Raw genomic sequence first — 26,224 nt, forward strand, 5'->3', positions numbered from 1 at the left:
CCGCCGCCATCGTCTACACCCACTACCAGCGCACGCTCAAGGCGTTCAACGCGGTGGACTTCGACGACCTGATCCTGCTGCCGGTGAAGCTGTTCGAGGAACACGCCGACATCCTCGAAAAGTGGCAGAACAAGGTGCGCTACCTGCTGGTGGACGAATACCAGGACACCAACGCCAGCCAATACCTGCTGGTGAAAATGCTGATCGGCAAGCGCAACCAGTTCACCGTGGTAGGCGACGATGACCAGTCGATCTACGCCTGGCGCGGCGCCCGCCCGGAAAACCTGATGCTGCTCAAGGACGACTACCCGTCCTTGAAAGTGGTGATGCTGGAGCAGAACTACCGCTCCACCAGCCGCATCCTGCGCTGCGCCAACGTGCTGATCTCCAACAATCCACACGAATTTGAGAAACAGCTGTGGAGCGAGATGGGCCATGGCGACGAGATTCGCGTGATCCGCTGCCGCAACGAAGACGCCGAAGCCGAGCGCGTGGCCGTGGAAATCCTCAGCCTGCACTTGCGCACCGACCGGCCCTACAGCGATTTCGCGATCCTGTACCGCGGCAACTACCAGGCCAAGCTGATCGAGCTGAAATTGCAGCACCACCAAGTGCCGTATCGCCTGTCAGGCGGCAATAGCTTTTTCGGACGCCAGGAAGTCAAGGACCTGATGGCCTACTTCCGCCTGATCGTGAACCCGGACGACGACAACGCCTTCCTGCGCGTGATCAACGTGCCGCGCCGCGAAATCGGCTCCACCACCCTGGAAAAGCTCGGTAACTACGCCACTGAACGCAAGATCTCGATGTATGCCGCCACCGACGAAATCGGCCTGGGCGAACACCTGGACACGCGCTTCACCGATCGCCTGTCGCGCTTCAAGCGCTTCATGGACAAGGTGCGTGAGCAGTGCGCCGGCGAAGACCCGATCAGCGCCCTGCGCAGCATGGTCATGGACATCGACTACGAAAACTGGCTGCGCACCAACAGCTCCAGCGACAAGGCCGCGGACTACCGCATGGGCAACGTCTGGTTCCTGATCGAAGCCTTGAAGAACACCCTGGAAAAAGACGAAGACGGCGAGATGACCGTCGAAGACGCCATCGGCAAACTGGTGCTGCGCGACATGCTCGAGCGCCAGCAGGAAGAAGAAGACGGCGCCGAAGGTGTGCAGATGATGACCTTGCATGCATCCAAGGGCCTCGAATTTCCCTACGTGTTCATCATGGGCATGGAAGAGGAAATCCTCCCGCACCGCTCCAGCATCGAAGCCGACACCATCGAAGAAGAACGTCGCCTGGCCTACGTGGGCATCACCCGCGCGCGCCAGACACTGGCCTTCACCTTTGCCGCCAAGCGCAAGCAATACGGCGAAATCATCGATTGTGCCCCCAGCCGGTTCCTGGACGAGCTACCACCGGACGATCTGGCCTGGGAAGGCAATGACGACACCCCCACCGAGGTGAAGGCCGTTCGCGGCAACACCGCCTTGGCGGACATACGCGCGATGTTAAAGCGCTAGAATCGACTACTTTTTAATCTACTTTCGGCGCGCACCGCGCCATTAGAGGAAGCTTTCCGTGGAAGCACTGCATAAGAAAATTCGCGAAGAAGGCATCGTGCTTTCCGATCAGGTACTCAAGGTCGACGCCTTTTTGAACCACCAGATCGACCCGGCACTGATGAAGCTGATCGGCGACGAATTCGCCGCGCTGTTCAAGGACTCGGGCATCACCAAGATCGTCACCATCGAAGCCTCGGGCATCGCCCCGGCGATCATGACCGGCTTGAACCTGGGCGTACCGGTGATCTTCGCGCGCAAGCAGCAATCCCTGACCCTGACGGAAAACCTGCTGTCGGCGACGGTGTATTCCTTCACCAAAAAAACCGAGAGCACCGTGGCGATCTCCCCGCGCCACCTGACCAGCAGCGACCGCGTGCTGGTGATCGATGACTTCCTGGCGAACGGCAAGGCGTCCCAGGCGCTGATTTCGATCATCAAGCAGGCCGGCGCGACCGTGGCCGGCTTGGGGATTGTGATCGAGAAGTCGTTCCAGGGCGGCCGTGCGGAGCTGGATGCGCAGGGATACCGAGTGGAATCCCTGGCACGAGTCAAATCCCTCGCCGGTGGTGTGGTCACCTTCATCGAGTAATTTGTTGCACCAAGTGAACACCGATCAAATGTGGGAGGGGGCTTGCCCCCGATCGCGGTGTATCAATCACCCAATGGGTTGGCTGACCCACTGCTATCGGGAGCAAGCCCCCTCCCACATTTGGTTTTGTGTTGGTTTTTAGTGTGTGGTGGCCTGGAGGCCGGCGAGCAGCAGCCGCTGATATAAATCTTCTTTCAAACCTTCCGGGTTATCCAACCGCATCCGCTTCAAATGCTCAGGAAACGCCTCCGGCTCCGGCGCATCCAACGCCGCCTTGCCCAATTCCAGAATCTCCGTGAGCTTGAACTTGCTCTTGAGCCAGTTCAGCGCGCGCAGCAAATCGCGCTCCTCATCCGTAAAGTCGCTGCCCAGCGGATACTCCGGAAACAGCCGACGATGGCGCGCTTGAATGGCCTGAAGCCGCTCCGGCGTGTTATCGGCGAAGCGCGGATCCAACTGGAAACCCTTGGGCAGCTTGCCGGCCTTTTGCGCCTGCTCAATCAAATCGTCCTGGAACCGTGAGTCGGTGATATTGAGCAACGCCTCGATCACCTTGGCATCCGTCTGCCCCCGCAGATCGGCAATGCCGTACTCGGTGATGACAATGTCCCGCAGGTGTCGAGGAATCGTGCAGTGCCCGTAGTCCCACACGATGTTGGAACTGACCTCCCCCGCCGACTCGCGCCAACTGCGCAAAATCAGGATCGACCGCGCGCCTTCCAGCGCATGGCCTTGGGCGACAAAGTTGTACTGCCCGCCCACGCCGCTGAGTACGCGACCGTCCTCCAGTTGATCGGCGACGCCGGCACCGAGCAATGTGACGATGATCGCGCTGTTGATAAACCGTGCGTCCAGGCGTTGCAGGCGCTTGAGTGCTTCCTGGCCGTACAGCTCGTTGATGTAGCTGATGCGGGTCATGTTGAATTCAAGACGCTTGGCGTGGGTCATTTCCTGCAGGCGCTGGTAAAAACTTCTTGGGCCAAGGAAGAATCCGCCGTGGATGGAGATGCCGTCGGGCTGTGCGGCGTCGTCAAGCGTGCCGGCGTTAGCCTGTTCCTGCGTTGCCACATCCGGGTAGACCTTGCGGCGGATAATCCCCGCGTCCGCCAGCACCAACAGGCCGTTGACGAACATTTCGCTGCAACCGTAGAGGCCGCGGGCGAAGGGGTCGACGCCGCCTTCTCGGCTGATCAACGGTGCCCATTGGTACACATCGAGGTCGGTCAGCAGCAATCGATAGGCTTCGTTGTCGGCCTGGCGCGCCAACAGCGCGGCCGTCAGCGCATCCCCCATGGAGCCGATGCCGATCTGCAAGGTGCCGCCATCGCGCACCAGGGTGCTGGCATGCAGGCCGATAAAGTGGTCTTGGAAACCCACCGGCATATTCGGCGTCGAGAACAGCGTGGTGCTGTCTTTTTCATCGAGCAGGTAGTCGAAGGCGTCCATGCCCAACTCGGCATCCCCTGGCATGTAGGGCAACTCGCTGTGGACCTGGCCGACGATCAGCACGGTTTCACCGGCCTCACGGCGCTTGGCGATCATGGGCAGCAGGTCGAGGGTGATATCCGGGTTGCAGCTCAGGCTCAGGCGATCAGGATGCTCGGCGCTGCTGGCAACCAATTGCGCCACCAGGTTCAAGCCGGCTGCGTTGATGTCGCGGGCGGCGTGGCTGTAGTTGCTGCTGACGTAGTCCTGCTGCGCCGACTCGCTATGGAGCAGGCTGCCGGGTTGCATGAAGAACTGCTGTACATGGATATTTTTTGGAAGCGTGTCTTTGTGCAGGTCGGCGAGGAAATCCAGCTCGGGGTAATCGCCAAACACCCGCTCGATAAAGGGTTCGAGAAAGCGTTTCTGCAAGCCATCGCCCAGCGTTGGCCGGCCCAGGCTCAAGGCGGTATAGATCGTCAGCGACCGCTCCGGCAATTTGGCGATGCGCCGGTACAGCGCGTTGGCGAACAGGTTCGGCTTGCCCAGGCCAAGCGGCATACCCATGTGGATATGCGCCGGCAACCGTTCCAGTACGTCGTCAACTGCTTGCTCGATTGAACACAACTGCACCATCCGACCCTCCTGAACATTCCATGATTAGGGGTTGGACCGAGCTTGCAGGGTCTTTGCTGCAAAGAACAGTGTTGAAACACAAATCGCGGCCACAAAAAAGCCGCCCGTAAGCGGCTTTTTGGCGAAGATTGGTTTATTTCAAACCCGACATCTTCTCGATCGCACCTTTCAGGTCATCATCCGAGCAATCAGAGCACGTGCCTTTTGGCGGCATGGCATTGATGCCCGTGATCGCCTTGGCCAGGATCCCATCCAGGCCGCCCTGATGGTCGGCGCGCTCTTTCCAGGCGGCGGTATCGCCGATTTTCGGCGCGCCCAACAGGCCCGTACCGTGGCAAGCGTTGCAGTGCTTGGCGATGATCTCATCCGGCGTCTTCGCCGCGCCGCCGCCGGCGGCTACCGCCACTTCCATGCCCTTGCATTCCTGGCCCTGGACGCAAACCTGACCCACAGGCTCCAGGCGCTTGGCAATGTCGTCGTTGGTCGCAGCTTGAGCGCTGACAGCCCATAGGGCCAGTACGGTTGCTGGTGCAGCCAGCATTTTCATAATTAGGTTCACGCGTTCACCCTCAATGGTGGCTATTCACGCCTGCGGCCACGGTTTCGCAGGCGGCGAAAGTATAACGGTTAGCCCGCCTGGCCGAAACAACCCTATTAAATAAAGGGAGATTCGGCCTCGCGGAATACAGCTGCGGGAACCTCTGCAACGCTGGCAGGGCGCCTCTATTCTTAAAAGTTCGCGGGCGTGGCTGCGCTGATTAGTCGCGCCGGCACATCGAACGGGTTGCGAAAACGATGCGGCTTGGTGCTTTCAAAGTAGTAGCTATCGCCGGCTTCGAGCACAAAAGTTTCAAGACCGACCACCAACTCCAGGCGACCTTCCACCAAAATCCCGGTTTCTTCGCCTTCGTGGGTGAGCATTTCTTCGCCCGTGTCGGCGCCCGGTGGGTAAATCTCGTTGAGAAATGCAATCGCCCGGCTGGGGTGCGCGCGGCCTACCAGTTTCATGGTGACGGCGCCGTCAGAGATATCGATGAGCTCATTGGCTTTATAGACGATCTGCGTCGGTATTTCCTGGAGGATCTCCTCGGAAAAGAACTCGACCATCGACATGGGGATGCCGCCCAGCACCTTGCGCAAGGAGCTGATCGAGGGGCTGACGCTGTTTTTTTCGATCATCGAAATGGTGCTGTTGGTGACACCCGCGCGCTTGGCGAGCTCGCGCTGGGAAAGACCCTTCAGTTTACGGATGGATTGCAGTCGTTCGCCGACGTCCAATGCAGGAGCCTCCTAGGATTCAGGCTTTGTTGTAATTGAGCGTTATCATGGCGACAGCGTTCAGTATTTACAACACTTGGGCCTAAATCCCAGGCGGTTGGGTTCGTACCTGGCGATCAAGCGCCGCAATAGAGCCTTGGCACGCGGCGCAGGTTGCAGAAAATCTGGTAGGGAATGGTCTCGGCGGCGGTGGCGATATCACTGGCGAGGATGTTTTTGCCCCACAACTCCACCGTGGCACCAAGGCCGGCCTGAGGCACGTCCGTCAGGTCGACACACAGCATGTCCATGGAGACACGGCCCAATAGCTGGCTGCGCTGCCCAGCGACCAGTACCGGCGTGCCGGTGGGGGCGTGACGCGGGTAGCCGTCGGCATAGCCCATGGCGACCACGCCGATGCGCATCGGTTTTGGCGTGATGAACTTGGCGCCATAACCCACCGGCTCACCGGCCGGCAGTTCGCGCACGCAGATAACCTTGGATTCCAGGGTCATCACCGGCTGCAAACGCGCGGCGAGGGCCTGGTCTTCGCCAAACGGCGTGGCGCCGTAAAGCATGATGCCCGGGCGCACCCAGTCGCTGGACACACTCGGCCAGCCCAGCACCGACGGCGAATTGCGCAAGCTGACCTCGGCCGAAAGGCCCTGGCGCGCCGCCTCAAACACCGCGACTTGTTCATCGCTGCTGACGCAATCGAGCTCATCGGCGCGGGCGAAGTGGCTCATCAACACGATCTTGGCCACTTTTCCGCTGGCCAACAGGCGCTGGTACGCCTCCTGGAAATCCTTGGGGTGCAGGCCGACACGGTGCATGCCCGAATCCAGCTTGAGCCAGACGGTCAGCGGCGCACGCAACTGCGCCTGCTCAATCGCTTCCAGTTGCCACAGCGAATGCACCACGCACCACAAATCGTGCTCGAGGATCAGCGGCAGCTCGTCGGCCTCGAAAAAACCTTCCAGCAGCAGCACCGGCGCACGAATCCCGGCGGCGCGCAGCTCCAAAGCCTCTTCGATGCACGCCACGGCAAACCCATCGGCGTCGGCTTCCAACGCCTGGGCCACGCGCACGGCACCGTGGCCATAAGCGTCGGCCTTGACCACGGCGAGGGCCTTGGCCCCCGTGACTTCACGGGCCAGTTGGTAGTTGTGACGCAGGGCTTGGAGGTCGATCAAGGCACGGGCAGGACGCATGGCGGCACGCTTCTAGGCAGCAAAGTGAAGAAAAAACCGGCACCCACCGACGGCTTCGGCACCGGAAGAAGGATCGTTGTTTAAGGCAAAGCCGCCACGACAGACAGCTCTACCAGGATTTCCGGTTCGCACAGCTTGGCTTCCACCGTGGCGCGGGCCGGGGCGACGCCTTTGGGCAGCCACTTGTCCCATACCGCGTTCATGCCGGCGAAATCGGCGTCGATGTCTTTCAGGTAGATCGTCACCGACAGCAATTTGGATTTGTCGGTACCGGCCAGGTCCAGCAAACGCTCGATATTGACCAGGGTTTCACGGGTCTGCTGCTCAATCCCGGCGCTCATGTCGTCGCCGACTTGGCCTGCCAGATACACGGTACCGCTGTGAACAACGATCTGGCTCATGCGCTCATTGGTGAGCTGGCGCTGGATTGACATGTTTTGCGGACTCCTGGTGGTTGCCATAACGGGAAATATCGAGGCCTTCGGCGCTGATCTGCGGGGTTTTCTTCGCCATCAGGTCGGCCAGCAAACGACCGGAACCACACGCCATTGTCCAACCGAGGGTGCCATGGCCGGTATTCAGGAACAGGTTCTTGAATGGGGTGGCACCGACAATCGGCGTGCCGTCGGGTGTGGTCGGGCGCAGGCCGGTCCAAAAGGTGGCTGCGGACAGATCGCCGCCCTGAGGATAAAGGTCGTTGACGATCATCTCCAGGGTTTCGCGCCGACGCGGGTTAAGCGACAGGTCAAAACCGGCTATTTCAGCCATGCCACCGACGCGAATGCGGTTGTCGAAGCGGGTGATTGCGACCTTGTAGGTCTCGTCGAGGATGGTCGACGTCGGCGCCATCGCCGAATGAGTAATCGGCACGGTCAGCGAGTAACCCTTGAGCGGGTATACCGGTGCCTTGATTCCCAGCGGCTTGAGCAGCTTCGGCGAGTAGCTGCCGAGGGCCAGCACGTAGCGGTCGGCGGTTTCCAGCTTGCCGTCGATCCACACGCCGTTGATGCGGTCGCCCGCGTAATCGAGGCGCTGGATGTCTTGTTCAAAGCGGAATTCAACGCCCAATTGCTTGCACATATCGGCCAGGCGGGTGGTGAACATCTGGCAGTCACCCGTCTGGTCGTTGGGCAATCGCAGGGCACCGGCGAGGATATCGGTCACGCTGGCCAGGGCCGGCTCAACGCGGGCAATGCCGGCGCGGTCGAGCAGCTCGAACGGCACACCGGATTCCTTCAACACGGCGATGTCTTTAGCGGCCCCGTCGAGCTGAGCCTGGGTGCGGAAGAGTTGGGTAGTCCCGAGGCTGCGGCCTTCGTAGGCAATGCCGGTCTCGGTGCGCAATTCGTCGAGGCAGTCACGGCTGTACTCGGACAGGCGCACCATCCGCTCCTTGTTCACCGCGTAACGGCTGGCGGTGCAGTTGCGCAGCATCTGCGCCATCCACAGGTATTGGTCGATATCGGCGGTGGCCTTGATCGCCAGCGGCGCGTGACGCTGCAGCAGCCATTTGATGGCCTTGAGCGGCACGCCCGGTGCGGCCCATGGCGAGGCGTAGCCTGGGGACACCTGGCCGGCGTTGGCGAAACTGGTTTCCATGGCAGCGGCGGGTTGACGGTCGACGACGACCACTTCAAAGCCGGCCCGCGCCAAATAGTAGGCACTGGTCACCCCAATGACACCGCTACCCAAGACCAGAACGCGCATTTTTATATCCTCATCGCGGGCATGGCCGCTGACGTGTGTTATTCGAGCAATGATGAGCGCAGTGTAAAAAACAATTGCCAGTGCATTTCACTATATAACTGCCTATATTTGGCGACAATTCTCGGCAAAAACCCTTTTCACAGAGGCGTATCCCCTATGCGTACCAACACCCAGACCAAGCGCGAGCTGGACAAGATTGATCGCAACATCCTGCGCATCCTGCAAACCGATGGACGTATTTCGTTCACGGAGTTGGGGGAAAAGGTCGGGCTGTCGACCACGCCGTGTACCGAGCGCGTGCGTCGGCTGGAGCGTGAAGGGATCATCATGGGCTACAACGCGCGGCTCAACCCCCAGCATTTAAAGGGCAGTTTGCTGGTATTTGTCGAGATCAGCCTCGATTACAAATCCGGCGACACCTTTGAAGAGTTCCGTCGTGCGGTACTGAAACTACCGCACGTGCTGGAATGCCACTTGGTGTCCGGGGACTTCGACTACCTGGTGAAGGCGCGGATTTCCGAGATGGCCTCGTACCGCAAATTGCTTGGCGATATCCTGCTCAAACTGCCTCATGTGCGGGAGTCGAAGAGCTATATCGTGATGGAAGAGGTGAAGGAGAGCCTGAACCTGCCGATCCCGGATTGAATCGAGCACAACCGTTAGACGAGTACCTGCCGGGTGCTGGCCATGTATTCATGGATCTGTTTTTCCACCCGCGGGTGAATCAGCTCAACAGGCCCACGCCCATTGGGGCACGGCAGGGTCTTTGTCGTGCCGAACAGCCTGCAGATCAGCGGACGCTCGTCATACACGGTGCAACCATTGGGCCCCAGGTGCACGCAATTCAACTCGTCCATGGCCGCGTCCTGCTCGGCCGCCGTCTTACGCGGCAGGCGCGACATTTCCTCGGGCGAAGTCGTCACTGGCCCACAGCAATCGTGGCAACCGGGAACGCACTCGAACGAAGGAATCTGCCTGCGCAGCGCGCTGATTTTCTGGCTGTTGCAACTCATCGAAACACGTACCGAACGGCGAATAGACGTGGATTCTGCCGCAAAACGCCCTGCGCAGACAGCTTCGTCCGACCGCTGTATCCTGCGTCAAATTTTCCAAACAGGGATTTTCCCCATGACCGCCAGCGCCCGGCACACCACTTCCTACTACGCGGCCAGCAGCGTGCCGCACCCCGATTACCCGGTACTGACCGGCGAGAACACAGCGGATGTGTGCGTGGTAGGCGGTGGTTTTTCCGGGCTCAACACGGCGCTGGAGCTGGCCGAACGCGGTTTCAGCGTGGTGTTGCTGGAAGCGCGCAAAGTCGGCTGGGGCGCCAGCGGGCGTAACGGCGGCCAGTTGATTCGCGGCGTGGGCCACGGCCTGGACCAGTTCGCCAACGTGATCGGGACCGAGGGCGTGCGCGAGATGAAGCTGATGGGCCTGGAAGCCGTGGAGATCGTGCGCGAGCGCGTCGAGCGCTTTCAGATCCCTTGCGACCTGACCTGGGGTTACTGCGACCTCGCCAACAAACCTCGCGACCTGCAAGGCCTGGCCGAAGACGCCGCAGAACTGCGCAGCCTCGGCTATCGCCATGAAGTGCGCCTGCTGCAGGCCAGCGAGATGAGCAGCGTAATCGGCTCCGACCGCTACGTGGGCGGTATGATCGACATGGGCTCCGGCCACTTGCATCCGCTCAACCTGGCCCTCGGCGAAGCCGCCGCGGCGCAGCAATTGGGCGTGAAGTTGTTCGAACAGTCCGAAGTCACGCGCATCGACTACGGCCCCGAGGTCAACGTGCATACCGCTCAGGGCAATGTACGCGCCAAGACCCTGGTACTCGCCTGCAATGCCTACCTCAATGACCTCAACCCACACCTGAGCGGCAAAGTGCTGCCCGCCGGCAGCTACATCATCGCCACTGAGCCGTTGAGCGAAGCCCAGGCCGCCAACCTGCTGCCACAGAACATGGCGGTGTGTGACCAGCGCGTGACCGTGGACTACTTCCGACTGTCTGCCGACCGCCGATTGCTGTTCGGCGGCGCGTGCCACTACTCCGGTCGCGACCCCAAGGACATCGGCGCGTACATGCGTCCGAAGATGCTGCAGGTGTTCCCGCAACTGGCCGATGTAAAAATCGATTACCAATGGGGCGGCATGATCGGCATCGGCGCCAACCGCCTACCGCAGATTGGCCGACTGGCCACCCAACCCAACGTGTATTACGCCCAGGCCTATGCCGGCCATGGCCTCAACGCCACGCACCTGGCGGGCAAGCTGCTGGCCGAAGCCATCAGTGGCCAACAACAGGCGCGCTTTGATCTGTTCGCCCAGGTGCCGCACCTCACCTTCCCCGGCGGCAAGCACCTGCGCTCGCCACTGCTGGCATTGGGGATGCTCTGGCACAGGCTCAAAGAGCGGGTGTGAATCAACTGCGCCAGAACGGTTTCACCCCTTCCTGGCGCGCCTGCTCCTCGGTCAGCCCGACGTCACGCAACTGCTCGCGGCTCAGGTGCAGCAACGCCCTGCGCGTGTGACGGCGGTGCCAGAACAGGCTCCAGCGGCTGATATCCCGCGGCGCCGTCGCGCGCGCTTGCCCTGCCTCCAACTCCTGACTGTGTAACGCCAGCCGCACATCACTCATACCGCTCATGGTGTTGCCCCTCGATTGCTTGTTGCTACGAGTGACAAGCATGAGTGCAGGGGCAAAAGCATTACAGATTCAACTTAACCTTATTAAATCCATACAGACACTGCCTGCGGACGCCTGAATCCTGTATTTTCCCCCTATCTGTACTGGTCTCTCGGGAGCGACCGCCATGACCCTCTACGTCAACCTTGCCGAACTGCTGGGTACACGCATCGAACAGGGCTTCTACCGCCCCGGCGATCGATTGCCTTCCGTACGGGCCCTGAGCGTGGAGCACGGGGTCAGCCTGAGCACCGTGCAACAGGCTTATCGATTGCTGGAAGACAATGGCCTGGCGATGCCCAAACCCAAGTCTGGCTATTTTGTGCCGGTCGGCCGAGCGCTGCCGGCCCTGCCCGAAATCGGTCGACCCGCCCAGCGCCCGGTGGAGATATCGCAATGGGACCAAGTGCTGGAGCTGATTCGCGCCGTCCCCCGCAAAGACGTCATACAGATGGGCCGTGGCATGCCGGACGTATTGTCACCTACGATCAAGCCTCTGCTGCGCAGCCTGGCCCGTGTAAGCCGGCGCCAGGACTTGCCGGGGCTGTACTACGACAACATCATGGGCTGTATGGAATTGCGCGAACAAATTGCGCGACTGTCATTGGATTCCGGCTGCCAACTGACCGCCGACGATATCGTCATCACCACCGGCTGCCATGAGGCGCTGTCCGCCAGCATCCATGCCATTTGCGAGCCGGGTGATATCGTCGCGGTGGATTCACCGAGCTTCCACGGCGCCATGCAGACCCTCAAAGGGCTGGGCATGAAAGCCCTGGAAATCCCTACCGACCCCATCACCGGCATCAGCCTCGAAGCCCTGGAGCTGGCACTGGAACAGTGGCCGATCAAGGTCATCCAGCTCACGCCCAACTGCAACAACCCCTTGGGCTACATCATGCCGGAAGCGCGCAAACGTGCGCTGCTGACCTTGGCCCAGCGCTTTGACGTGGCGATCATCGAAGATGACGTATACGGCGAACTGGCCTACAGCTACCCACGCCCGCGCACCATCAAGTCCTTCGACGAAGACGGCCGAGTATTGTTGTGCAGTTCGTTCTCGAAAACCCTGGCGCCCGGATTGCGCATCGGCTGGGTTGCTCCCGGCCGCTACCTGGAGCGGGTGCTGCACATGAAGTACATCAGCACCGGATCAACCGCCACGCAGCCGCAGATCGCAATAGCCGAATTCCTCAAAGGCGGCCACTTCGAGCCCCATTTGCGGCGGATGCGCACGCAATACCAGCGTAATCGCGACTTGATGCTTGACTGGGTCAGCCGTTATTTCCCGGCAGGTACGCGGGCGAGTCGCCCCCAGGGCAGTTTCATGCTGTGGATCGAACTGCCGGAAGGCTTTGATACGTTGAAGCTCAACCGTGTGCTGATGGAACAAGGCGTGCAGGTGGCCGTAGGCAGCATCTTTTCCGCATCGGGCAAGTACCGCAACTGCCTGCGCATGAACTACGCTGCCAAGCCAACCGCACAGATTGAAGAAGCCGTGCGCAAGGTCGGTGCCGCCGCCAGCAAAATGCTCGCTGAGGTGGCCGACTGACCTTTCGCGGGAAATTGCCGTCATATGCCGACAACCGCCCTGATCTGGAAGCAGCTCCCTTGATGATTCAACGGCTATTACCGTTTTTCCTGTTGGGAGCCCTGGCCCTGGGTGGCTGCGCCACGGTGAGCGTACCGCGCATCCCCAGCGACGCCCTGCCCGCCGCGCAATCGTCGTTCGGCCGGTCGATCCAGGCCCAGGCCGCGCCCTATCAAGGGCGCTCCGGTTTTCGCCTGCTGCCCAACAGCAGCGAGGCGTTCATGGCACGTGCCGAGCTGATCCGTAACGCCCAGACCAGCCTCGACCTGCAGTACTACATCGTGCACGACGGCATCAGCACCCGCATGCTGGTGGACGAACTGCTCAAGGCCGCTGACCGCGGCGTGCGCGTGCGTATCCTGCTGGACGACACCACCAGTGATGGCCTGGACCAGATCATCGCCACCCTCGCCGCCCACCCCAAGATCGAGATTCGCCTGTTCAACCCGCTGCACCTAGGGCGCAGCACCGGCGCGACACGGGCCATGGGCCGCTTGTTCAACCTGTCGCTGCAGCATCGGCGCATGCACAACAAGCTGTGGTTGGCGGACAACAGCGTGGCCATCGTCGGCGGGCGCAACCTGGGGGATGAATATTTCGACGCCGAGCCCAACCTGAACTTCACCGACATCGACATGCTCAGCGTAGGGCCGGTGGCTGAGCAGCTCGGCCACAGCTTCGACCAGTACTGGAACAGTGCCCTGAGCAAGCCCATTGATGACTTCGTGTCTATTGCGCCGACCCGAGGCGACCTGGCCGCCGCACGCGTGCGACTGGAAGCCTCGCTGGCCGAGTCGCGCCAGCAGAATCACGCGCTGTACAACCGCTTGCGCACCTACCAGACCCAACCGCGCATGGACATCTGGCGCCGCGAGCTGATCTGGGCCTGGAACCAGGCGCTCTGGGATGCGCCGAGCAAGGTGCTGTCCAAGGCCGACCCAGACCCTCGGCTGCTGCTCACGACGCAACTGGCGCCGGAACTCGAAGGGGTCAACCACGAGCTGATCATGATCTCGGCCTACTTCGTGCCGGGGCAACCGGGGCTGGTGTACCTGACCGGGCGCGCCGACGCCGGCGTGTCGGTCAGCCTGCTGACTAACGCGCTCGAAGCCACCGACGTGCCGGCTGTGCACGGCGGTTACGCGCCCTACCGCAAGGCCCTGCTGGAACATGGCGTGAAGCTCTATGAGCTGCGCCGCCAACCCGGGGACGGCGGCGGCAGCGGCCCACACCTGTTTCGGCGCGGTACCTTCCGTGGTTCGGACTCCAGCTTGCACAGCAAGGCGATGATTTTTGATCGGACGAAATCGTTTATCGGCTCCTTCAACTTCGACCCGCGCTCGGTGCTGTGGAACACCGAAGTGGGTGTGCTGGTCGACAGCCCGGAGTTGGCGGAACACGTGCGTAACCTGGCGCTGCAAGGCATGGCCCCGGCCTTGAGCTATGAGGCGAAATTGCAGGATGGCCAGATCGTGTGGGTCACCGAGGACAACGGCCAATTGCACACCCTGACCCGCGAGCCGGGCAACTGGTGGCGGCGGTTCAATGCGTGGTTCGCCACCAGCGTTGGCCTCGAGCGGATGCTTTAAGAAAGACGAGGCCCCACACGCGATTGCATGTCAGGTCAGGCTGGCTGTGCTGCGCCGAAGGCGCCTTGGCGCAGCAACAGCACCACCAGTCCCAGCGCGCCCGCCGCCATCAGCCACGGCAGCGCATGCCCGCTGACCCACTGGCTGCCGGCACCCGCAACCAACGGCCCGATCAGGCAGCCGATACCCCACAACTGCGCCACATGGGCATTGGCGCGCACCAGCGCATCGTCACGGTAACGCTCGCCGATCAGGATCAGCGACAGGGTGAACAAACCGCCGGCACTGGCGCCGAACAGCACCCACACCGGCCAGATCAGCGGCGTGTGCATCAACGGCGCAATGGCCAGGCTCGATGCCAGCAACAGCAGCGCACAGCCCAGGAACAACGTGCGTCGCGGCAGGTAGTCGGCCAGCGCACCGATGGGCAGTTGCAGCAGCGCATCGCCGACCACCACCGTGCTGACCATGGCCAGGGCAACTTCGGCGGTGAAGCCTTGCTGCAGGCAATACACCGGCAGCAACGTGAGGATCATCGCCTCGAATGCGGCGAACAGCGCCACCGCCCAGGCAATCGCGGGCAGGCTCAGGCAGAAGCGCCACAGTTGCGCGAAGGTCACGCTGAAGGACTCGGCGCTCGGTGCGCCGGAGCGTCCCAGCAGCAACAGCGGCGCCACCATCAGCAGGGCTACGCCCACCCAGAAACCATAATCATGGTCGGTACCGATCAGGCCCAGCAGCAACGGGCCCGACAGTTGGCTCAAGGCATAACTGCAGCCATACAGGGCCACCAGCCGGCCGCGCCACTGCTCCACTACCAATTGGTTTATCCAGCTTTCGCCGAGGATAAATACGATGGTGAGGATCACGCCGATCATCAGCCGCAACACCAGCCAGACCGGATAGCTGGGCAGGATCGCCAACAAGCCGATGGACACCGCGCCCGCCCACAGGCACAGGCGCATGAGGTTGGCCGTGCCGAGCCAGGAGGCCATGCGACTGGAGACCTTGGCGCCCAGCAGCACACCAAACGCGGGCATAGCCGCCATCACACCAATGGCAAAGCTGCCGTAGCCCCAGCTTTCAAGGCGCAGGGACACCAGCGGCATGCTGACACCCAGCGCCAGGCCGACGCTGAGTACCGAGGCCAGGACGGCGAAATAAGTCGCCCAACGCATTGCCACGCTCCTGTGGATAAGTTTTCGGGCTTGCAAAACGAACTGTAGGAGCGAGCTTGTGTGGGAGTCGGGCTTGCCCGCGATGCAGGCACCCAAGCGTGTCAGGCACACCTAGGTGATGCTATCGCAGGCAAGCCAGCTCCCACACAAGCTCGCTCCTACAGGGGATCAGCGGTGTGGCTTAGAGCTTGATCCAGGTCGACTTCAGCTCGGTGTACTTGTCGAACGCATGCAGCGACTTGTCGCGACCGTTACCCGATTGCTTGAAGCCACCAAACGGCGCAGTCATGTCGCCGCCGTCATATTGGTTGACCCACACGCTACCGGCGCGCAGGGCCTTGGCGGTCAGGTGCGCCTTGGAGATATCGGCTGTCCACACGGCGGCGGCCAAGCCATAGACGGTGTCGTTGGCGATCTTGACCGCTTCCTCGGCGCTGTCGAAGGTGATCACCGACAGGACGGGACCAAAGATCTCTTCCTGGGCGATCTTCATCGCATTGGTCACGCCGTCGAAAATCGTCGGCTCGACATAAGTACCGCCGGTTTCTTCCAAGGTGCGCTTGCCACCGGCGACCAACTTGGCGCCATCGGCATGCCCGGCTTCGATGTACGAGAGCACGGTGTTCATCTGCTGGGTGTCCACCAACGCGCCGACGTTAGTGGCCGGGTCCAGCGGGTTGCCTGGCTTCCAGCCCTTGAGGGCCTCGATCACCAGTGGCAGGAATTTATCCTTGATGGAACGCTCCACCAGCAGGCGCGAACCGGCGGTGCAGACTTCGCCCTGGTTGAAGGCGATAGCGCCGGCGGCGGACTCGGCGGCGGCTTGCAGGTCCGGTGCATCGGCAAACACGATGTTGGGGCTCTTGCCGCCCGCTTCCAGCCATACACGCTTCATGTTCGACTCGCCGGAGCGGATCAACAGTTGCTTGGCGATCTTGGTCGAACCGGTGAACACCAGGGTGTCGACGTCCATGTGCAGCGCCAGCGCGTTGCCCACGGTGTGGCCGTAGCCCGGCAGCACGTTGAACACACCTTTTGGAATACCGGCCTCAACGGCCAGGGCCGCGATACGGATGGCGGTCAGTGGGGATTTTTCGGACGGTTTGAGGATCACCGAGTTACCGGTGGACAGCGCCGGGCCGAGTTTCCAGCAGGCCATCATCAGTGGGAAGTTCCACGGCACGATGGCGCCGACGACGCCGACCGGCTCACGAGTCACCAGGCCCAGTTGGTCGTGCGGAGTGGCGGCGACTTCGTCGTAGATTTTGTCGATGGCTTCGCCGCTCCAGCTCAGGGCATTCGCCGCGCCGGGTACGTCGATGTTCAGGGAGTCGCTGATCGGCTTGCCCATGTCCAGGGTTTCAAGCAGCGCCAGCTCTTCGGCATTGGCCTTGAGCAACGCGGCGAAGCGGATCATGGTGGCTTTGCGTTTGGCTGGCGCCAGGCGCGACCACACACCGGAGTTGAACGTGGCACGCGCGTTTTCAACGGCGCGCTGGGCGTCGACGGCGTCACAGCTGGCAACAGTGGCCAGCAAGCGACCATCGACCGGGCTGATGCACTCGAAGGTGTCACCGGAAACAGCGGCGGTGTACTCGCCATTAATGTAGGCGCGGCCTTCGATCTTCAGATCCTTGGCGCGTTGTTCCCAGTCGGCACGGGTCAGGGTGGTCATGCGAGTGTCCTCCTCTTATGGAATACAAGGGCCAGGCGATGTCCCCCGGCAGCCTCAAAGAATGCGTGCCCCGCCAGCCAGCTGTTCGGCTCAAGGCAGCTGCCACCCTAAACCAGCGGCTGGGGATGTTTCAATATATTTGACATAACGTAGGAAAACGCCCTTGCGATGTTCATTTTAATAAACATAGACTTTGGGCTCTCCAACCGCAGGCCAGACGGGACACGCACATGAGCATCCAGGATATCGTCGACTTCAGCCAAGCCAGCACCGCCCCAGACCGCTACCGCCCCGCCGCCGAAAAAATCCTCAAGGGTGATCCCGAGCAAACGATCTACAACCACTACAACAGCCCGTGCGGCCAGATGAGCGCCGGGGTGTGGGAAGGTGAGGTCGGGCAATGGAAGGTCAACTACACCGAGCATGAGTACTGCGAGATTGTGCAAGGTGTGTCCGTGCTACGTGATGCAGACGGCAATGCCAAGACCTTGCGCGCGGGTGATCGCTTCGTGATCCCCGCCGGCTTCAGCGGCACCTGGGAAGTGCTGGAGCCTTGCCGCAAGATCTACGTGGTGTTCGAACAGAAAGCCTGACCGGCAAATCGCAGGCAAAAAAAAGCCCGGATCGTGAGATACGGGCTTTTTTTCACAAGGAGGAAAATCAATTACTTGATTTTGCCTTCTTTGTAGATCACGTGCTTGCGAACGCGCGGGTCGAACATTTTCTTTTCGAGCTTGTCCGGGGTAGTACGCTTGTTCTTGTCGGTAGTGTAGAAGTGACCAGTACCGGCGCTAGAGATCATTCGAATCAATTCACGCATGATAGAGCTCCTTAGATCTTGCCAGCGGCACGGATTTCGGCCAGCACGACAGTGATGCCACGCTTGTCGATAATGCGCATGCCTTTAGCGGATACGCGCAGACGGACGAAACGTTTCTCTTCTTCAACCCAGAAGCGGTGATGCTGCAGGTTCGGCAGGAAACGACGACGGGTTTTGTTATTTGCGTGGGAAATGTTATTCCCAGTCACCGGACCCTTACCGGTAACTTGACAGACTCTCGACATGCCTCAGCCCTCTAAAACCACATGCCCAACCCGGCATGGGTTGGCCGCTTAATCTCTCAGTCATTTGGCGCCAGGCGCCGCGTTTCTTTAGGGTCTTACCGGCTACACCTACAAGCGAAGGAACCGGGCCCCTAGAAAAGAGCGCTGCTTTATACCAGAAAGACCCCAGTGCAACAACAGCCCGCGTGTTTTTACTGGCGTAAATCTTGGCGACAGACGCCTGAACCGCTGCCAGGAGGGGCCGCTGTCATAGCCGACCGCTCGTCGCACAGAATGATTTACAGCGCGCGCGAACACCGTGAAGTGCTCGACGAAACGCGATGAGGCGCCATCAAAACAGCATTTGGGGCAAAAGCACAGCCAAAAATGGGCTAGTCATTTACCTATCAGACCACTACGGTAGGACTTTTCCAGACTGCACTCGCAGATGGGCCTTCGATCTGCAAAGGAAACCGAACATGCGCCTCGCTGCCCTACCGCTATTGCTAGCCCCTCTATTCATCGCCCCGCTGGCCTCTGCCGCCAGCAATTTGAGCGTCTGCACCGAGGCCAGCCCCGAAGGGTTCGATGTGGTGCAATACAACTCGCTGACCACCACCAACGCCTCGGCCGATGTGCTGATGAACCGCTTGGTGGACTATGACGCGACCAGCGGCAAACTGGTGCCCAGCCTGGCAGACAGTTGGGACGTCTCGCCGGATGGCCTGACCTATACCTTCAAGCTGCACCCGGATGTGAAATTCCATCGCACCGATTACTTCACCCCAAGCCGCACCCTGACCGCCGAAGACGTGCGCTTCAGCTTCGAGCGCATGCTCGACCCGGCCAACCCATGGCACAAGATCGCCCAGAGTGGCTTCCCCCACGCGCAGTCGCTGCAACTGCCGACGCTGGTGAAGAAAATCGACGCCCTCGACCCGCTCACCGTGCGCTTCACCCTGGACCATGCCGACTCCACCTTCCTCGCCGCCCTGAGCATGGGTTTTGCCTCGATCTACCCGGCGGAATACGCCGATAAACTGCTCAAGGCTGGCACGCCGGAAAAGCTCAACAGCCAACCGATCGGCACCGGTCCGTTCATCTTCAGCCGTTTCCAGAAAGACGCCGTGGTGCGCTACAAAGCCAACCCGGACTACTTCGCCGGCAAACCGGCTGTGGATAACTTGATCTTCGCCATCACCCCGGACGCCAACGTGCGCCTGCAGAAGCTGCACCGTGATGAATGCCAGATTGCCCTGTCGCCCAAGCCGCTGGACGTGGGCGAGGCCGAAAAAGACCCGGCGCTCAAGGTCGAGAAAACCGCTGCCTTCATGACCGCCTTCGTGGCCATCAACAGCCAGCACCCGCCCCTGGACAAACCTGAAGTGCGCCAGGCGATCAACCTGGCCTTCGACAAGGGCAGCTACCTCAAAGCCGTGTTTGAAGGGACCGCCGAGGCCGCCAATGGCCCTTACCCGCCCAACACCTGGAGCTACGCCAAGGACTTGCCCGGTTACCCGCAGGACCTTGCCAAGGCCAAGGCACTGCTGGACCGCGCCGGTCTGAAGGAGGGTTTCAAGACCACCCTCTGGACCCGCCCCACCGGCAGCCTGCTGAACCCCAACCCGAACCTCGGTGCCCAACTGCTGCAGGCTGACCTGGCCAAGGTCGGCATCCAGGCCGAGATCCGTGTGATCGAATGGGGCGAGCTGATCCGCCGCGCCAAAGCCGGCGAACACGACCTGCTGTTCATGGGCTGGGCCGGCGACAACGGTGACCCGGATAACTTCCTGACCCCGCAGTTCTCGTGCGCGGCAGTGAAATCCGGCACCAACTTCGCCCGCTACTGCGACCCAACGCTGGACAAGCTGATCAGCGCCGGCAAGACCACCAGCGAGCAAGGGGTGCGCAGCAAGCTCTACCAGCAGGCCCAGGCGCAGATCCAGCAGCAGGCACTGTGGCTGCCGCTCGCGCACCCTACGGCGTTTGCCCTGGCTCGGAAGAATGTCGAGGGCTACCAGGTGAGCCCATTCGGGCGCCAGGATTTCTCGAAGGTCAGCGTCAAGCCCTAAGCTGCACGCTGCAAGCCCACTTGAGGCTTGCAGCTTCACCCGTTCATTTGCTGCCTCTACAGCCACCCATATTCCGCCATCGACAACGGGTCGCCGTCCCCTACGATGATGTGATCGAGGACTCGCACATCCACCACTTCCAAGGCCTTTTGCAGCAACTTGGTCAATTTTCGATCAGCTGCGCTCGGCTCAAGGCTGCCGGAAGGATGGTTATGGCAAAGGATCAGCGCCGCCGCATTATAGGCCAGGGCGCGCTTGACCACCTGCCGGGGGTAAACCATCGCCGCGTCGATGGTGCCTTGGGACAAGGCCTCGAAACCCAGCACCCTGTGCCTTGAATCAAGGAACAGACAGCCGAAGATTTCGTGGGGCTCGTGCCGCAGCATGGCTTTGAGGTAATCGCGCACGGCCTTCGGGCTCTCCAGCACCGAGTCATGTCGCAGGCGTTCGGCCATGTGCCGCTTGGCCATTTCCAGTACCGCCTGCAACTGGGCAAACTTCGCCGGCCCCAAGCCCAATTGTTGGTTGAACAGTGCCTGACTGGCCTCCAACAACGGGCGCAAGCCGCCGAATTGCGCCAACAGATGGCGCGCCAGGTCCACTGCGCTCCTGCCGGAAACCCCTGTACGCAAGAAGATCGCCAGCAGCTCGGCATCCGACAGACTCGCCGCGCCCCATTCCAAAAGCTTTTCTCGCGGCCGCTCCGCCGCCGGCCAATCGCGAATACTCATCCCTGCTCCCTCTCCCTATACGCCATGTGCACCGCTGTTGACTCGCGGACGCTGTGTTATCGTAGGCCCTCTTTTTTGCATGTGATTTCCCCTGGGGAGGGGGCATCGCAGGCGTCACTGAACTGGCATCACTGAACTGGAAAGGCAAACCAATGCAGCGTCTGTATCGGAAACGCATCGTTCTCGGCGTTGGCGGCGGCATTGCCGCCTACAAGAGCGCAGAGCTGGTCCGCAGGCTCCTGGACCAGGGCGCCGAAGTGCGCGTGGTCATGACGCGCGGCGGCAGTGAGTTTATTACTCCACTGACCATGCAGGCGTTGTCCGGGCACCCGGTTCACCTGGACCTGCTGGACCCCGCGGCCGAAGCCGCCATGGGCCATATCGAGCTGGCCAAATGGGCCGACCTGGTGCTGATCGCCCCCGCCACCGCCGACCTGATCGCGCGACTGGCCCAAGGCATTGCCGATGACCTGCTGACCACCCTGGTACTGGCCACCGACGCCACCGTCGCCATCGCCCCGGCCATGAACCAGGCCATGTGGCGCGACCCGGCCACCCAGGCCAACACTCAACTCCTGCAAAGCCGTGGCCTCAAGGTGTTCGGCCCGGCGTCCGGCAGCCAAGCCTGCGGCGACGTCGGCATGGGCCGGATGCTCGAAGCCACCGACCTGGCGCTGTGCGCCGCCGAGTGCTTCCAGCACCTGGCCCTGACCGGCAAGCACGTGCTGATTACGGCTGGCCCGACCCAGGAAAACATCGACCCGGTGCGCTACATCACCAACCATAGCTCAGGAAAAATGGGCTTCGCCTTGGCCGAAGCGGCGGTCGAGGCAGGCGCACGTGTCACCTTGATCACCGGCCCGGTGCATTTGCCGACCCCTGATCGGGTCACGCGAATCGACGTAGTCAGCGCCCGCGACATGCTGGCGGCCTGTGAGGCCGCTATTCCGTGCGACCTGTTTATCGCCTCGGCAGCGGTTGCGGACTACCGCCCGGAAGTCGTCGCCCCGCAAAAACTCAAGAAAGACCCTACAAGCGGTGATGGCCTGCTCCTGCAAATGGTGCGCAACCCAGACATCCTGGCCACCATCGCCACGCGTCCGGACCGTCCGTTCAGCGTCGGCTTCGCCGCCGAGACCGAGCATTTGCTGGATTACGCCGCACGCAAATTGAAAGACAAAAACCTCGACCTGATCGTGGCCAATGATGTCGCCAACCCGAGCATCGGCTTCAACAGCGAGGAAAACGCCTGCAGCGTGATCGACCGCGAGCTGCACGCCACCCTTTTCGCCCAGACCAGCAAGGGCAAGATTGCCCGCCAACTGATCTCTTTTATCGCCCAACGGCTGAACCAGGTTTAATTTCCATGCACGCTTTGCAAGCCAAGATCCTCGATCCACGCATCGGCAACGAATTCCCACTGCCGGCCTACGCCACACCGGGCTCCGCCGGCCTCGACCTGCGCGCCATGCTCAAGGAAGACACCGTGCTTGAGCCGGGCCAGACCCTCCTGATCCCGACCGGCCTGTCGATCTACGTCGGCGACCCTGGCCTGGCGGCGCTGATCCTGCCGCGCTCCGGCCTGGGCCACAAACACGGCATCGTGCTGGGCAACCTGGTGGGCCTGATCGACTCGGACTACCAGGGCGAGCTGATGGTGTCGTGCTGGAACCGTGGCCAGACCGCGTTCAACATCGCCGTCGGCGAGCGAATCGCCCAGCTGGTACTGGTACCGGTGGTGCAGGCGCACTTTGAACTGGTAGAAGAGTTTGATGAGACCCAGCGTGGCGCAGGCGGCTTTGGGCATTCCGGCAGTCACTGACTAAGCTGAATCTGGCCGGGCGTCGTTGCCCGGCCCGACGCCACCGCAAGGCTTTTCAGGACGAAGAATGCGCGGACTTTATCAGCGAGATTTCCCCATAGAAATCAATGAATTACGTAAAAATCAGGACAAAGCCAGCACGCTGCTGGCACTTTTGCACCACGAACTCTCTGCCGAAAACACCGTCATACCCTTCAGTTTGAGCCTGCCGGTCAGCCACATTAAGGCCAGCCTTGCCCCCTTCAGATGGAGTTTCCCCCCGCGATGAGTACCGCAGCCCGAGTAGCCCCGACATTCCCCGACAGCATCTTTCGCGCCTACGACATCCGTGGCGTGGTGCCTAAGACGCTGACTGCCGAAACCGCCTACTGGATTGGCCGCGCCATCGGCTCACAGAGCCTGGCCCAGGATGAGCCCAATGTGTCGGTCGGCCGTGACGGTCGCCTGTCCGGCCCGGAGTTGGTGGAACAACTGATCCAGGGCCTGGCCGACAGCGGTTGCCATGTGAGTGATGTCGGCCTGGTGCCGACCCCAGCGCTGTACTACGCAGCCAACGTACTGGCCGGCAAGTCCGGGGTGATGCTCACGGGCAGCCATAACCCGTCGGACTACAACGGTTTCAAGATCGTCATCGCTGGCGACACCCTGGCCAACGAACAGATCCAGGCCCTGCACAACCGCCTGAAAACCAACGACCTGACCAGCGGTAAGGGCACCATCACCAAAGTCGACATCTTGCAGCGCTACTCTGACGAAACCACCCGTGACGTCAAACTTGAGCGCCGCCTGAAAGTGGTGGTGGACTGCGGCAACGGCGCGGCCGGCGTGATCGCCCCGCAGCTGCTCGAAGCCCTAAACTGCGAAGTGATCCCCTTGTTCTGCGAGGTCGACGGCAACTTCCCCAACCACCACCCGGATCCGGGCAAGCCTGAAAACCTGGTTGACCTGATCGCCAAGGTCAAGGAAACCGGGGCTGACGTCGGCCTGGCCTTTGACGGCGACGGCGACCGCGTGGGGGTGGTGACTGAAACCGGTGAAATCGTATTCCCGGACCGCCTGCTGATGCTGTTTGCCCGCGACGTGGTAGCGCGTAACCCAGGCGCCGAGATCATCTTCGACGTGAAGTGCACCCGCCGCCTCACGCCGCTGATCAAGGAATACGGTGGTCGCCCGCTAATGTGGAAGACCGGTCACTCGTTGATCAAAAAGAAAATGAAAGAAACCGGCGCGCTGTTGGCCGGCGAAATGAGTGGTCACGTGTTCTTCAAGGAGCGCTGGTTCGGCTTTGACGACGGCATTTACAGTGCCGCACGCTTGCTGGAGATCCTCAGCAAGGAAAAATCCACCGCCGAAGAGCTGTTCCAGACCTTCCCGAACGATATTTCTACGCCAGAGATCAATATCCATGTGACCGAGGAGAGCAAATTCAGCATCATTGACGCACTGCACGATGCGCAATGGGGCGAAGGCGCCAACCTGACCACCATTGATGGTGTGCGAGTCGATTACGCCAAAGGCTGGGGCCTGGTTCGCGCGTCCAACACCACACCGGTGCTGGTCCTGCGTTTCGAGGCGGATACCGAGGCTGAGTTGCAGCGCATCAAGGACGTGTTCCACGCCCAGTTGAAACGTGTTGCCCCTGATCTCCAATTACCGTTCTGATTTTTTACCGGAGCCCTGAATGACCCTCGAACGCGAAGCCGCTGCCAATACCGCCAAGGTCCTTTCCGAAGCGTTGCCTTACATTCGACGCTACGTCGGCAAGACGCTGGTGATCAAGTACGGCGGCAATGCCATGGAAAGCGACGAGCTGAAAACCGGCTTTGCCCGCGACATCGTGTTGATGAAAGCCGTGGGGATCAACCCAGTAGTGGTCCACGGTGGCGGCCCGCAAATCGGCGACCTGCTCAAGCGTTTGTCGATCGAGAGTCACTTCATCGATGGCATGCGCGTCACTGACGCGCAGACCATGGACGTGGTGGAGATGGTCCTCGGTGGCCAGGTCAACAAGGACATCGTCAACCTGATCAACCGCCACGGCGGCAGCGCCATCGGCCTGACCGGCAAGGATGCGGAGCTGATCCGTGCGAAAAAACTGACCGTGACCCGTCAGACGCCGGAAATGACCCAGCCGGAAATCATCGACATCGGCCAGGTAGGCGAAGTGATCGGTATCAATACCGACCTGCTGAACCTGCTGGTCAAGGGCGACTTCATTCCCGTGATCGCACCGATCGGCGTGGGCGCCAATGGCGAGTCCTACAACATTAACGCCGACTTGGTGGCCGGCAAGGTGGCTGAAGCGCTGAAGGCTGAAAAGCTGATGCTGCTGACCAACATCGCCGGCTTGATGGACAAGGAAGGCAAGGTATTGACCGGCCTGACGACCCAACAGGTCGACGAGCTGATCGCCGACGGCACCATCTACGGTGGCATGCTGCCGAAGATCCGTTGCGCGCTGGAAGCGGTGCAAGGCGGCGTGGGCAGCTCGCTGATCCTCGACGGCCGGGTGCCGAATGCGATCCTGCTGGAAATCTTCACCGATACCGGTGTGGGCACCCTGATCAGTAACCGCAAGCGTCCTTAAACGCCACACACAAAAAGGCCCTGCTCAATCTGATTGAGCAGGGCTTTTTTATACAGGCGATTAACTTGAGCCTTGCGGTGATCCAAATGTGGGAGGGGGCTTGCTCCCGATAGCGGTGGGTCAGTGCTGAAAAATACCAACTGATACACCGCCATCGGGAGCAAGCCCCCTCCCACACTAGCCCTCACACACAAGGGGGCTCTGTGTCAGACGCCGAACTGCTCGCGGTATGCACGCACCGCCGGCAAATGCTGCTTGAGCTGCGGGTCATCTTCCAGGAACTGCAGCACCTGGTTCAGCGACACGATGCTCACCACCGGAATACCGAAATCACGCTCCACTTCCTGGATCGCCGACAACTCACCGTTGCCACGTTCCTGGCGGTTCAGCGCGATCAACACGCCGGCAGCTTTGGCGCCGTCCTGGGAGGCGATGATCTGCATCACCTCACGGATGGCGGTGCCAGCGGTGATCACGTCGTCGATGATCAGCACGTCGCCGGTCAGCGGTGCGCCCACCAGGCTCCCGCCTTCGCCATGGGCCTTGGCCTCCTTGCGGTTGAAGCACCACGGCAGGTCCTGCCCGTGATGTTCAGCCAGGGCCACGGCTGTCGCGGCGGCCAGGGGAATGCCCTTGTAGGCTGGGCCAAACAACACATCAAAGGAAATACCGCTTTCAACGATGGCTGCCGCATAGAAACGACCCAGCTGAGCCAGGGCCGAACCGGAGTTGAACAAGCCCGCATTGAAGAAGTACGGGCTGGTGCGCCCGGACTTGAGGGTGAACTCACCGAAGCGCAAAACGCCGCGATCGATGGCAAAACGAATGAAATCGCGTTGATACGCCTGCATGAAAAAAG

At 61.1% G+C, this 26,224-nt stretch carries 26 protein-coding genes and 1 pseudogene; 13 read left to right on the forward strand and 14 right to left on the reverse strand.

The genetic code is table 11. The features are described 5' to 3' along the window. The coding region (locus tag AC3ZU9_RS26655; protein ID WP_490091568.1) for a 3'-5' exonuclease at positions 1–1,523 on the forward strand (1,523 nt) is incomplete at its 5' end. Between the two features lie 58 nt (positions 1,524–1,581). Continuing rightward, the gene (locus AC3ZU9_RS26660; protein WP_003195447.1) at positions 1,582–2,154 is read left to right on the forward strand and encodes a xanthine phosphoribosyltransferase; all 573 of its coding nucleotides are present in this window, start codon (positions 1,582–1,584) and stop codon (positions 2,152–2,154) included. 138 nt (positions 2,155–2,292) lie between these two features. Here AC3ZU9_RS26660 and AC3ZU9_RS26665 read toward each other — a convergent pair whose 3' ends face one another. The 6 genes from AC3ZU9_RS26665 to dadA form a co-directional block, all read right to left on the reverse strand. Then, positions 2,293–4,215 (reverse strand): acetyl-CoA hydrolase/transferase C-terminal domain-containing protein, encoded by a 1,923-nt coding sequence (locus AC3ZU9_RS26665; protein WP_490091569.1) that lies wholly within the window; start codon positions 4,213–4,215, stop codon positions 2,293–2,295. 133 nt (positions 4,216–4,348) lie between these two features. After that, a complete protein-coding gene (locus tag AC3ZU9_RS26670; RefSeq protein WP_016975909.1) occupies positions 4,349–4,762 on the reverse strand; it encodes a c-type cytochrome in 414 nt (137 codons plus the stop codon). A gap of 182 nt (positions 4,763–4,944) precedes the next feature. Then, positions 4,945–5,493: a cupin domain-containing protein gene (locus AC3ZU9_RS26675; RefSeq protein ID WP_003176893.1), complete on the reverse strand. Its 549-nt coding sequence runs from the start codon at positions 5,491–5,493 to the stop codon at positions 4,945–4,947. Between the two features lie 116 nt (positions 5,494–5,609). Next, positions 5,610–6,683, reverse strand: a complete 1,074-nt coding sequence (gene alr / locus AC3ZU9_RS26680) for an alanine racemase (protein ID WP_102061201.1) — start codon at positions 6,681–6,683, stop codon at positions 5,610–5,612. An 80-nt stretch (positions 6,684–6,763) separates the two neighbouring features. Next, a complete protein-coding gene (locus AC3ZU9_RS26685) occupies positions 6,764–7,117 on the reverse strand; it encodes a RidA family protein (protein ID WP_046034864.1) in 354 nt (117 codons plus the stop codon). Beyond that, complete coding sequence (gene dadA / locus AC3ZU9_RS26690; protein ID WP_102061202.1) at positions 7,089–8,390, reverse strand: D-amino acid dehydrogenase; 1,302 nt, start codon at positions 8,388–8,390, stop codon at positions 7,089–7,091. The genes AC3ZU9_RS26685 and dadA overlap by 29 nt, the downstream gene beginning before the upstream one ends. 156 nt (positions 8,391–8,546) lie before the next feature. On the opposite strand from dadA, the gene AC3ZU9_RS26695 reads away from it, so the two are divergent. After that, positions 8,547–9,035 (forward strand): Lrp/AsnC ligand binding domain-containing protein, encoded by a 489-nt coding sequence (locus AC3ZU9_RS26695; RefSeq protein WP_003176896.1) that lies wholly within the window; start codon positions 8,547–8,549, stop codon positions 9,033–9,035. A 14-nt stretch (positions 9,036–9,049) separates the two neighbouring features. Here AC3ZU9_RS26695 and AC3ZU9_RS26700 read toward each other — a convergent pair whose 3' ends face one another. Further along, positions 9,050–9,403 (reverse strand): YkgJ family cysteine cluster protein, encoded by a 354-nt coding sequence (locus tag AC3ZU9_RS26700; protein WP_003176897.1) that lies wholly within the window; start codon positions 9,401–9,403, stop codon positions 9,050–9,052. Between the two features lie 115 nt (positions 9,404–9,518). Between AC3ZU9_RS26700 and AC3ZU9_RS26705 the strand changes: the two genes are divergently transcribed. After that, entirely contained in the window at positions 9,519–10,811 is a 1,293-nt protein-coding gene (locus tag AC3ZU9_RS26705; protein WP_490091570.1) for an NAD(P)/FAD-dependent oxidoreductase, read from the forward strand. A 1-nt stretch (position 10,812) separates the two neighbouring features. Here the strand turns inward: AC3ZU9_RS26705 and AC3ZU9_RS26710 are convergent, their stop codons facing one another. Continuing rightward, positions 10,813–11,037, reverse strand: a complete 225-nt coding sequence (locus AC3ZU9_RS26710) for a DUF1127 domain-containing protein (RefSeq protein ID WP_490091571.1) — start codon at positions 11,035–11,037, stop codon at positions 10,813–10,815. 166 nt (positions 11,038–11,203) lie between these two features. On the opposite strand from AC3ZU9_RS26710, the gene AC3ZU9_RS26715 reads away from it, so the two are divergent. Further along, complete coding sequence (locus tag AC3ZU9_RS26715; protein ID WP_064053255.1) at positions 11,204–12,628, forward strand: aminotransferase-like domain-containing protein; 1,425 nt, start codon at positions 11,204–11,206, stop codon at positions 12,626–12,628. 62 nt (positions 12,629–12,690) lie between these two features. Further along, on the forward strand, positions 12,691–14,256 hold the full coding sequence (locus tag AC3ZU9_RS26720; protein WP_064053254.1) for a phospholipase D family protein: 1,566 nt from the start codon (positions 12,691–12,693) through the stop codon (positions 14,254–14,256). Positions 14,257–14,291: 35 nt separating this feature from the next. Here AC3ZU9_RS26720 and AC3ZU9_RS26725 read toward each other — a convergent pair whose 3' ends face one another. Together AC3ZU9_RS26725 and AC3ZU9_RS26730 are read right to left on the reverse strand one after the other, a co-directional pair. After that, positions 14,292–15,434: an MFS transporter gene (locus AC3ZU9_RS26725; protein ID WP_015886525.1), complete on the reverse strand. Its 1,143-nt coding sequence runs from the start codon at positions 15,432–15,434 to the stop codon at positions 14,292–14,294. Between the two features lie 181 nt (positions 15,435–15,615). Continuing rightward, positions 15,616–17,109, reverse strand: coding sequence for an aldehyde dehydrogenase (locus AC3ZU9_RS26730; RefSeq protein WP_015886526.1), 1,494 nt, complete (start codon positions 17,107–17,109; stop codon positions 15,616–15,618). A gap of 230 nt (positions 17,110–17,339) precedes the next feature. On the opposite strand from AC3ZU9_RS26730, the gene AC3ZU9_RS26735 reads away from it, so the two are divergent. Beyond that, positions 17,340–17,702 (forward strand): cupin domain-containing protein, encoded by a 363-nt coding sequence (locus AC3ZU9_RS26735; protein ID WP_015886527.1) that lies wholly within the window; start codon positions 17,340–17,342, stop codon positions 17,700–17,702. A gap of 71 nt (positions 17,703–17,773) precedes the next feature. Here AC3ZU9_RS26735 and rpmG read toward each other — a convergent pair whose 3' ends face one another. Both rpmG and rpmB read right to left on the reverse strand, forming a co-directional pair. Further along, the gene (gene rpmG / locus AC3ZU9_RS26740; RefSeq protein WP_003176906.1) at positions 17,774–17,929 is read right to left on the reverse strand and encodes a 50S ribosomal protein L33; all 156 of its coding nucleotides are present in this window, start codon (positions 17,927–17,929) and stop codon (positions 17,774–17,776) included. An 11-nt stretch (positions 17,930–17,940) separates the two neighbouring features. Then, positions 17,941–18,174, reverse strand: a complete 234-nt coding sequence (gene rpmB / locus AC3ZU9_RS26745; RefSeq protein WP_003176907.1) for a 50S ribosomal protein L28 — start codon at positions 18,172–18,174, stop codon at positions 17,941–17,943. 458 nt (positions 18,175–18,632) lie between these two features. Here rpmB and AC3ZU9_RS26750 point away from each other — a divergent pair, with 458 nt between their 5' ends. Then, the gene (locus tag AC3ZU9_RS26750; RefSeq protein ID WP_093542657.1) at positions 18,633–20,225 is read left to right on the forward strand and encodes an ABC transporter substrate-binding protein; all 1,593 of its coding nucleotides are present in this window, start codon (positions 18,633–18,635) and stop codon (positions 20,223–20,225) included. Between the two features lie 56 nt (positions 20,226–20,281). Here AC3ZU9_RS26750 and radC read toward each other — a convergent pair whose 3' ends face one another. Then, positions 20,282–20,956, reverse strand: coding sequence for a RadC family protein (gene radC / locus AC3ZU9_RS26755; protein ID WP_015886529.1), 675 nt, complete (start codon positions 20,954–20,956; stop codon positions 20,282–20,284). Positions 20,957–21,108: 152 nt separating this feature from the next. Here radC and coaBC point away from each other — a divergent pair, with 152 nt between their 5' ends. From coaBC to argB, 5 genes and pseudogenes are all read left to right on the forward strand, one after another. Next, entirely contained in the window at positions 21,109–22,317 is a 1,209-nt protein-coding gene (gene coaBC, locus AC3ZU9_RS26760; protein WP_015886530.1) for a bifunctional phosphopantothenoylcysteine decarboxylase/phosphopantothenate--cysteine ligase CoaBC, read from the forward strand. Between the two features lie 5 nt (positions 22,318–22,322). Then, positions 22,323–22,778 carry a dUTP diphosphatase gene (dut, locus tag AC3ZU9_RS26765; RefSeq protein ID WP_010207501.1) on the forward strand — a complete coding sequence of 152 codons (456 nt, stop codon included), beginning with the start codon at positions 22,323–22,325 and terminating at the stop codon, positions 22,776–22,778. A 67-nt stretch (positions 22,779–22,845) separates the two neighbouring features. Then, positions 22,846–23,046 (forward strand): hypothetical protein, encoded by a 201-nt coding sequence (locus AC3ZU9_RS26770; RefSeq protein ID WP_490091572.1) that lies wholly within the window; start codon positions 22,846–22,848, stop codon positions 23,044–23,046. Beyond that, positions 23,019–24,440: pseudogene (locus AC3ZU9_RS26775) on the forward strand (phosphomannomutase/phosphoglucomutase); the annotation flags it as partial. The gene AC3ZU9_RS26770 and the pseudogene AC3ZU9_RS26775, both read left to right, overlap by 28 nt. Before the next feature lie 19 nt (positions 24,441–24,459). Further along, positions 24,460–25,365 carry an acetylglutamate kinase gene (gene argB, locus AC3ZU9_RS26780; RefSeq protein ID WP_015886532.1) on the forward strand — a complete coding sequence of 302 codons (906 nt, stop codon included), beginning with the start codon at positions 24,460–24,462 and terminating at the stop codon, positions 25,363–25,365. 206 nt (positions 25,366–25,571) lie between these two features. Here argB and pyrE read toward each other — a convergent pair whose 3' ends face one another. Beyond that, on the reverse strand, positions 25,572–26,216 hold the full coding sequence (gene pyrE, locus AC3ZU9_RS26785; RefSeq protein ID WP_003195489.1) for an orotate phosphoribosyltransferase: 645 nt from the start codon (positions 26,214–26,216) through the stop codon (positions 25,572–25,574). Positions 26,217–26,224: the final 8 nt, after the last annotated feature.

The organism is Pseudomonas sp. A39 (assembly GCF_058145955.1).

What these genes read in the sequence shown, in the direction of transcription:
- AC3ZU9_RS26665 (WP_490091569.1), bottom strand. Translation starts at nt 4,215, where the DNA reads ATGGTGCAGTTGTGTTCAATCGAGCAAGCAGTTGACGACGTACTGGAA.
- AC3ZU9_RS26670 (WP_016975909.1), bottom strand. Translation starts at nt 4,762, where the DNA reads ATGAAAATGCTGGCTGCACCAGCAACCGTACTGGCCCTATGGGCTGTC.
- alr (WP_102061201.1), bottom strand. Translation starts at nt 6,683, where the DNA reads ATGCGTCCTGCCCGTGCCTTGATCGACCTCCAAGCCCTGCGTCACAAC.
- AC3ZU9_RS26685 (WP_046034864.1), bottom strand. Translation starts at nt 7,117, where the DNA reads ATGTCAATCCAGCGCCAGCTCACCAATGAGCGCATGAGCCAGATCGTT.
- dadA (WP_102061202.1), bottom strand. Translation starts at nt 8,390, where the DNA reads ATGCGCGTTCTGGTCTTGGGTAGCGGTGTCATTGGGGTGACCAGTGCC.
- AC3ZU9_RS26695 (WP_003176896.1), top strand. Translation starts at nt 8,547, where the DNA reads ATGCGTACCAACACCCAGACCAAGCGCGAGCTGGACAAGATTGATCGC.
- AC3ZU9_RS26700 (WP_003176897.1), bottom strand. Translation starts at nt 9,403, where the DNA reads ATGAGTTGCAACAGCCAGAAAATCAGCGCGCTGCGCAGGCAGATTCCT.
- AC3ZU9_RS26705 (WP_490091570.1), top strand. Translation starts at nt 9,519, where the DNA reads ATGACCGCCAGCGCCCGGCACACCACTTCCTACTACGCGGCCAGCAGC.
- AC3ZU9_RS26710 (WP_490091571.1), bottom strand. Translation starts at nt 11,037, where the DNA reads ATGAGCGGTATGAGTGATGTGCGGCTGGCGTTACACAGTCAGGAGTTG.
- AC3ZU9_RS26715 (WP_064053255.1), top strand. Translation starts at nt 11,204, where the DNA reads ATGACCCTCTACGTCAACCTTGCCGAACTGCTGGGTACACGCATCGAA.
- AC3ZU9_RS26720 (WP_064053254.1), top strand. Translation starts at nt 12,691, where the DNA reads ATGATTCAACGGCTATTACCGTTTTTCCTGTTGGGAGCCCTGGCCCTG.
- AC3ZU9_RS26725 (WP_015886525.1), bottom strand. Translation starts at nt 15,434, where the DNA reads ATGCGTTGGGCGACTTATTTCGCCGTCCTGGCCTCGGTACTCAGCGTC.
- AC3ZU9_RS26730 (WP_015886526.1), bottom strand. Translation starts at nt 17,109, where the DNA reads ATGACCACCCTGACCCGTGCCGACTGGGAACAACGCGCCAAGGATCTG.
- AC3ZU9_RS26735 (WP_015886527.1), top strand. Translation starts at nt 17,340, where the DNA reads ATGAGCATCCAGGATATCGTCGACTTCAGCCAAGCCAGCACCGCCCCA.
- rpmG (WP_003176906.1), bottom strand. Translation starts at nt 17,929, where the DNA reads ATGCGTGAATTGATTCGAATGATCTCTAGCGCCGGTACTGGTCACTTC.
- rpmB (WP_003176907.1), bottom strand. Translation starts at nt 18,174, where the DNA reads ATGTCGAGAGTCTGTCAAGTTACCGGTAAGGGTCCGGTGACTGGGAAT.
- AC3ZU9_RS26750 (WP_093542657.1), top strand. Translation starts at nt 18,633, where the DNA reads ATGCGCCTCGCTGCCCTACCGCTATTGCTAGCCCCTCTATTCATCGCC.
- radC (WP_015886529.1), bottom strand. Translation starts at nt 20,956, where the DNA reads ATGAGTATTCGCGATTGGCCGGCGGCGGAGCGGCCGCGAGAAAAGCTT.
- coaBC (WP_015886530.1), top strand. Translation starts at nt 21,109, where the DNA reads ATGCAGCGTCTGTATCGGAAACGCATCGTTCTCGGCGTTGGCGGCGGC.
- dut (WP_010207501.1), top strand. Translation starts at nt 22,323, where the DNA reads ATGCACGCTTTGCAAGCCAAGATCCTCGATCCACGCATCGGCAACGAA.
- AC3ZU9_RS26770 (WP_490091572.1), top strand. Translation starts at nt 22,846, where the DNA reads ATGCGCGGACTTTATCAGCGAGATTTCCCCATAGAAATCAATGAATTA.
- argB (WP_015886532.1), top strand. Translation starts at nt 24,460, where the DNA reads ATGACCCTCGAACGCGAAGCCGCTGCCAATACCGCCAAGGTCCTTTCC.
- pyrE (WP_003195489.1), bottom strand. Translation starts at nt 26,216, where the DNA reads ATGCAGGCGTATCAACGCGATTTCATTCGTTTTGCCATCGATCGCGGC.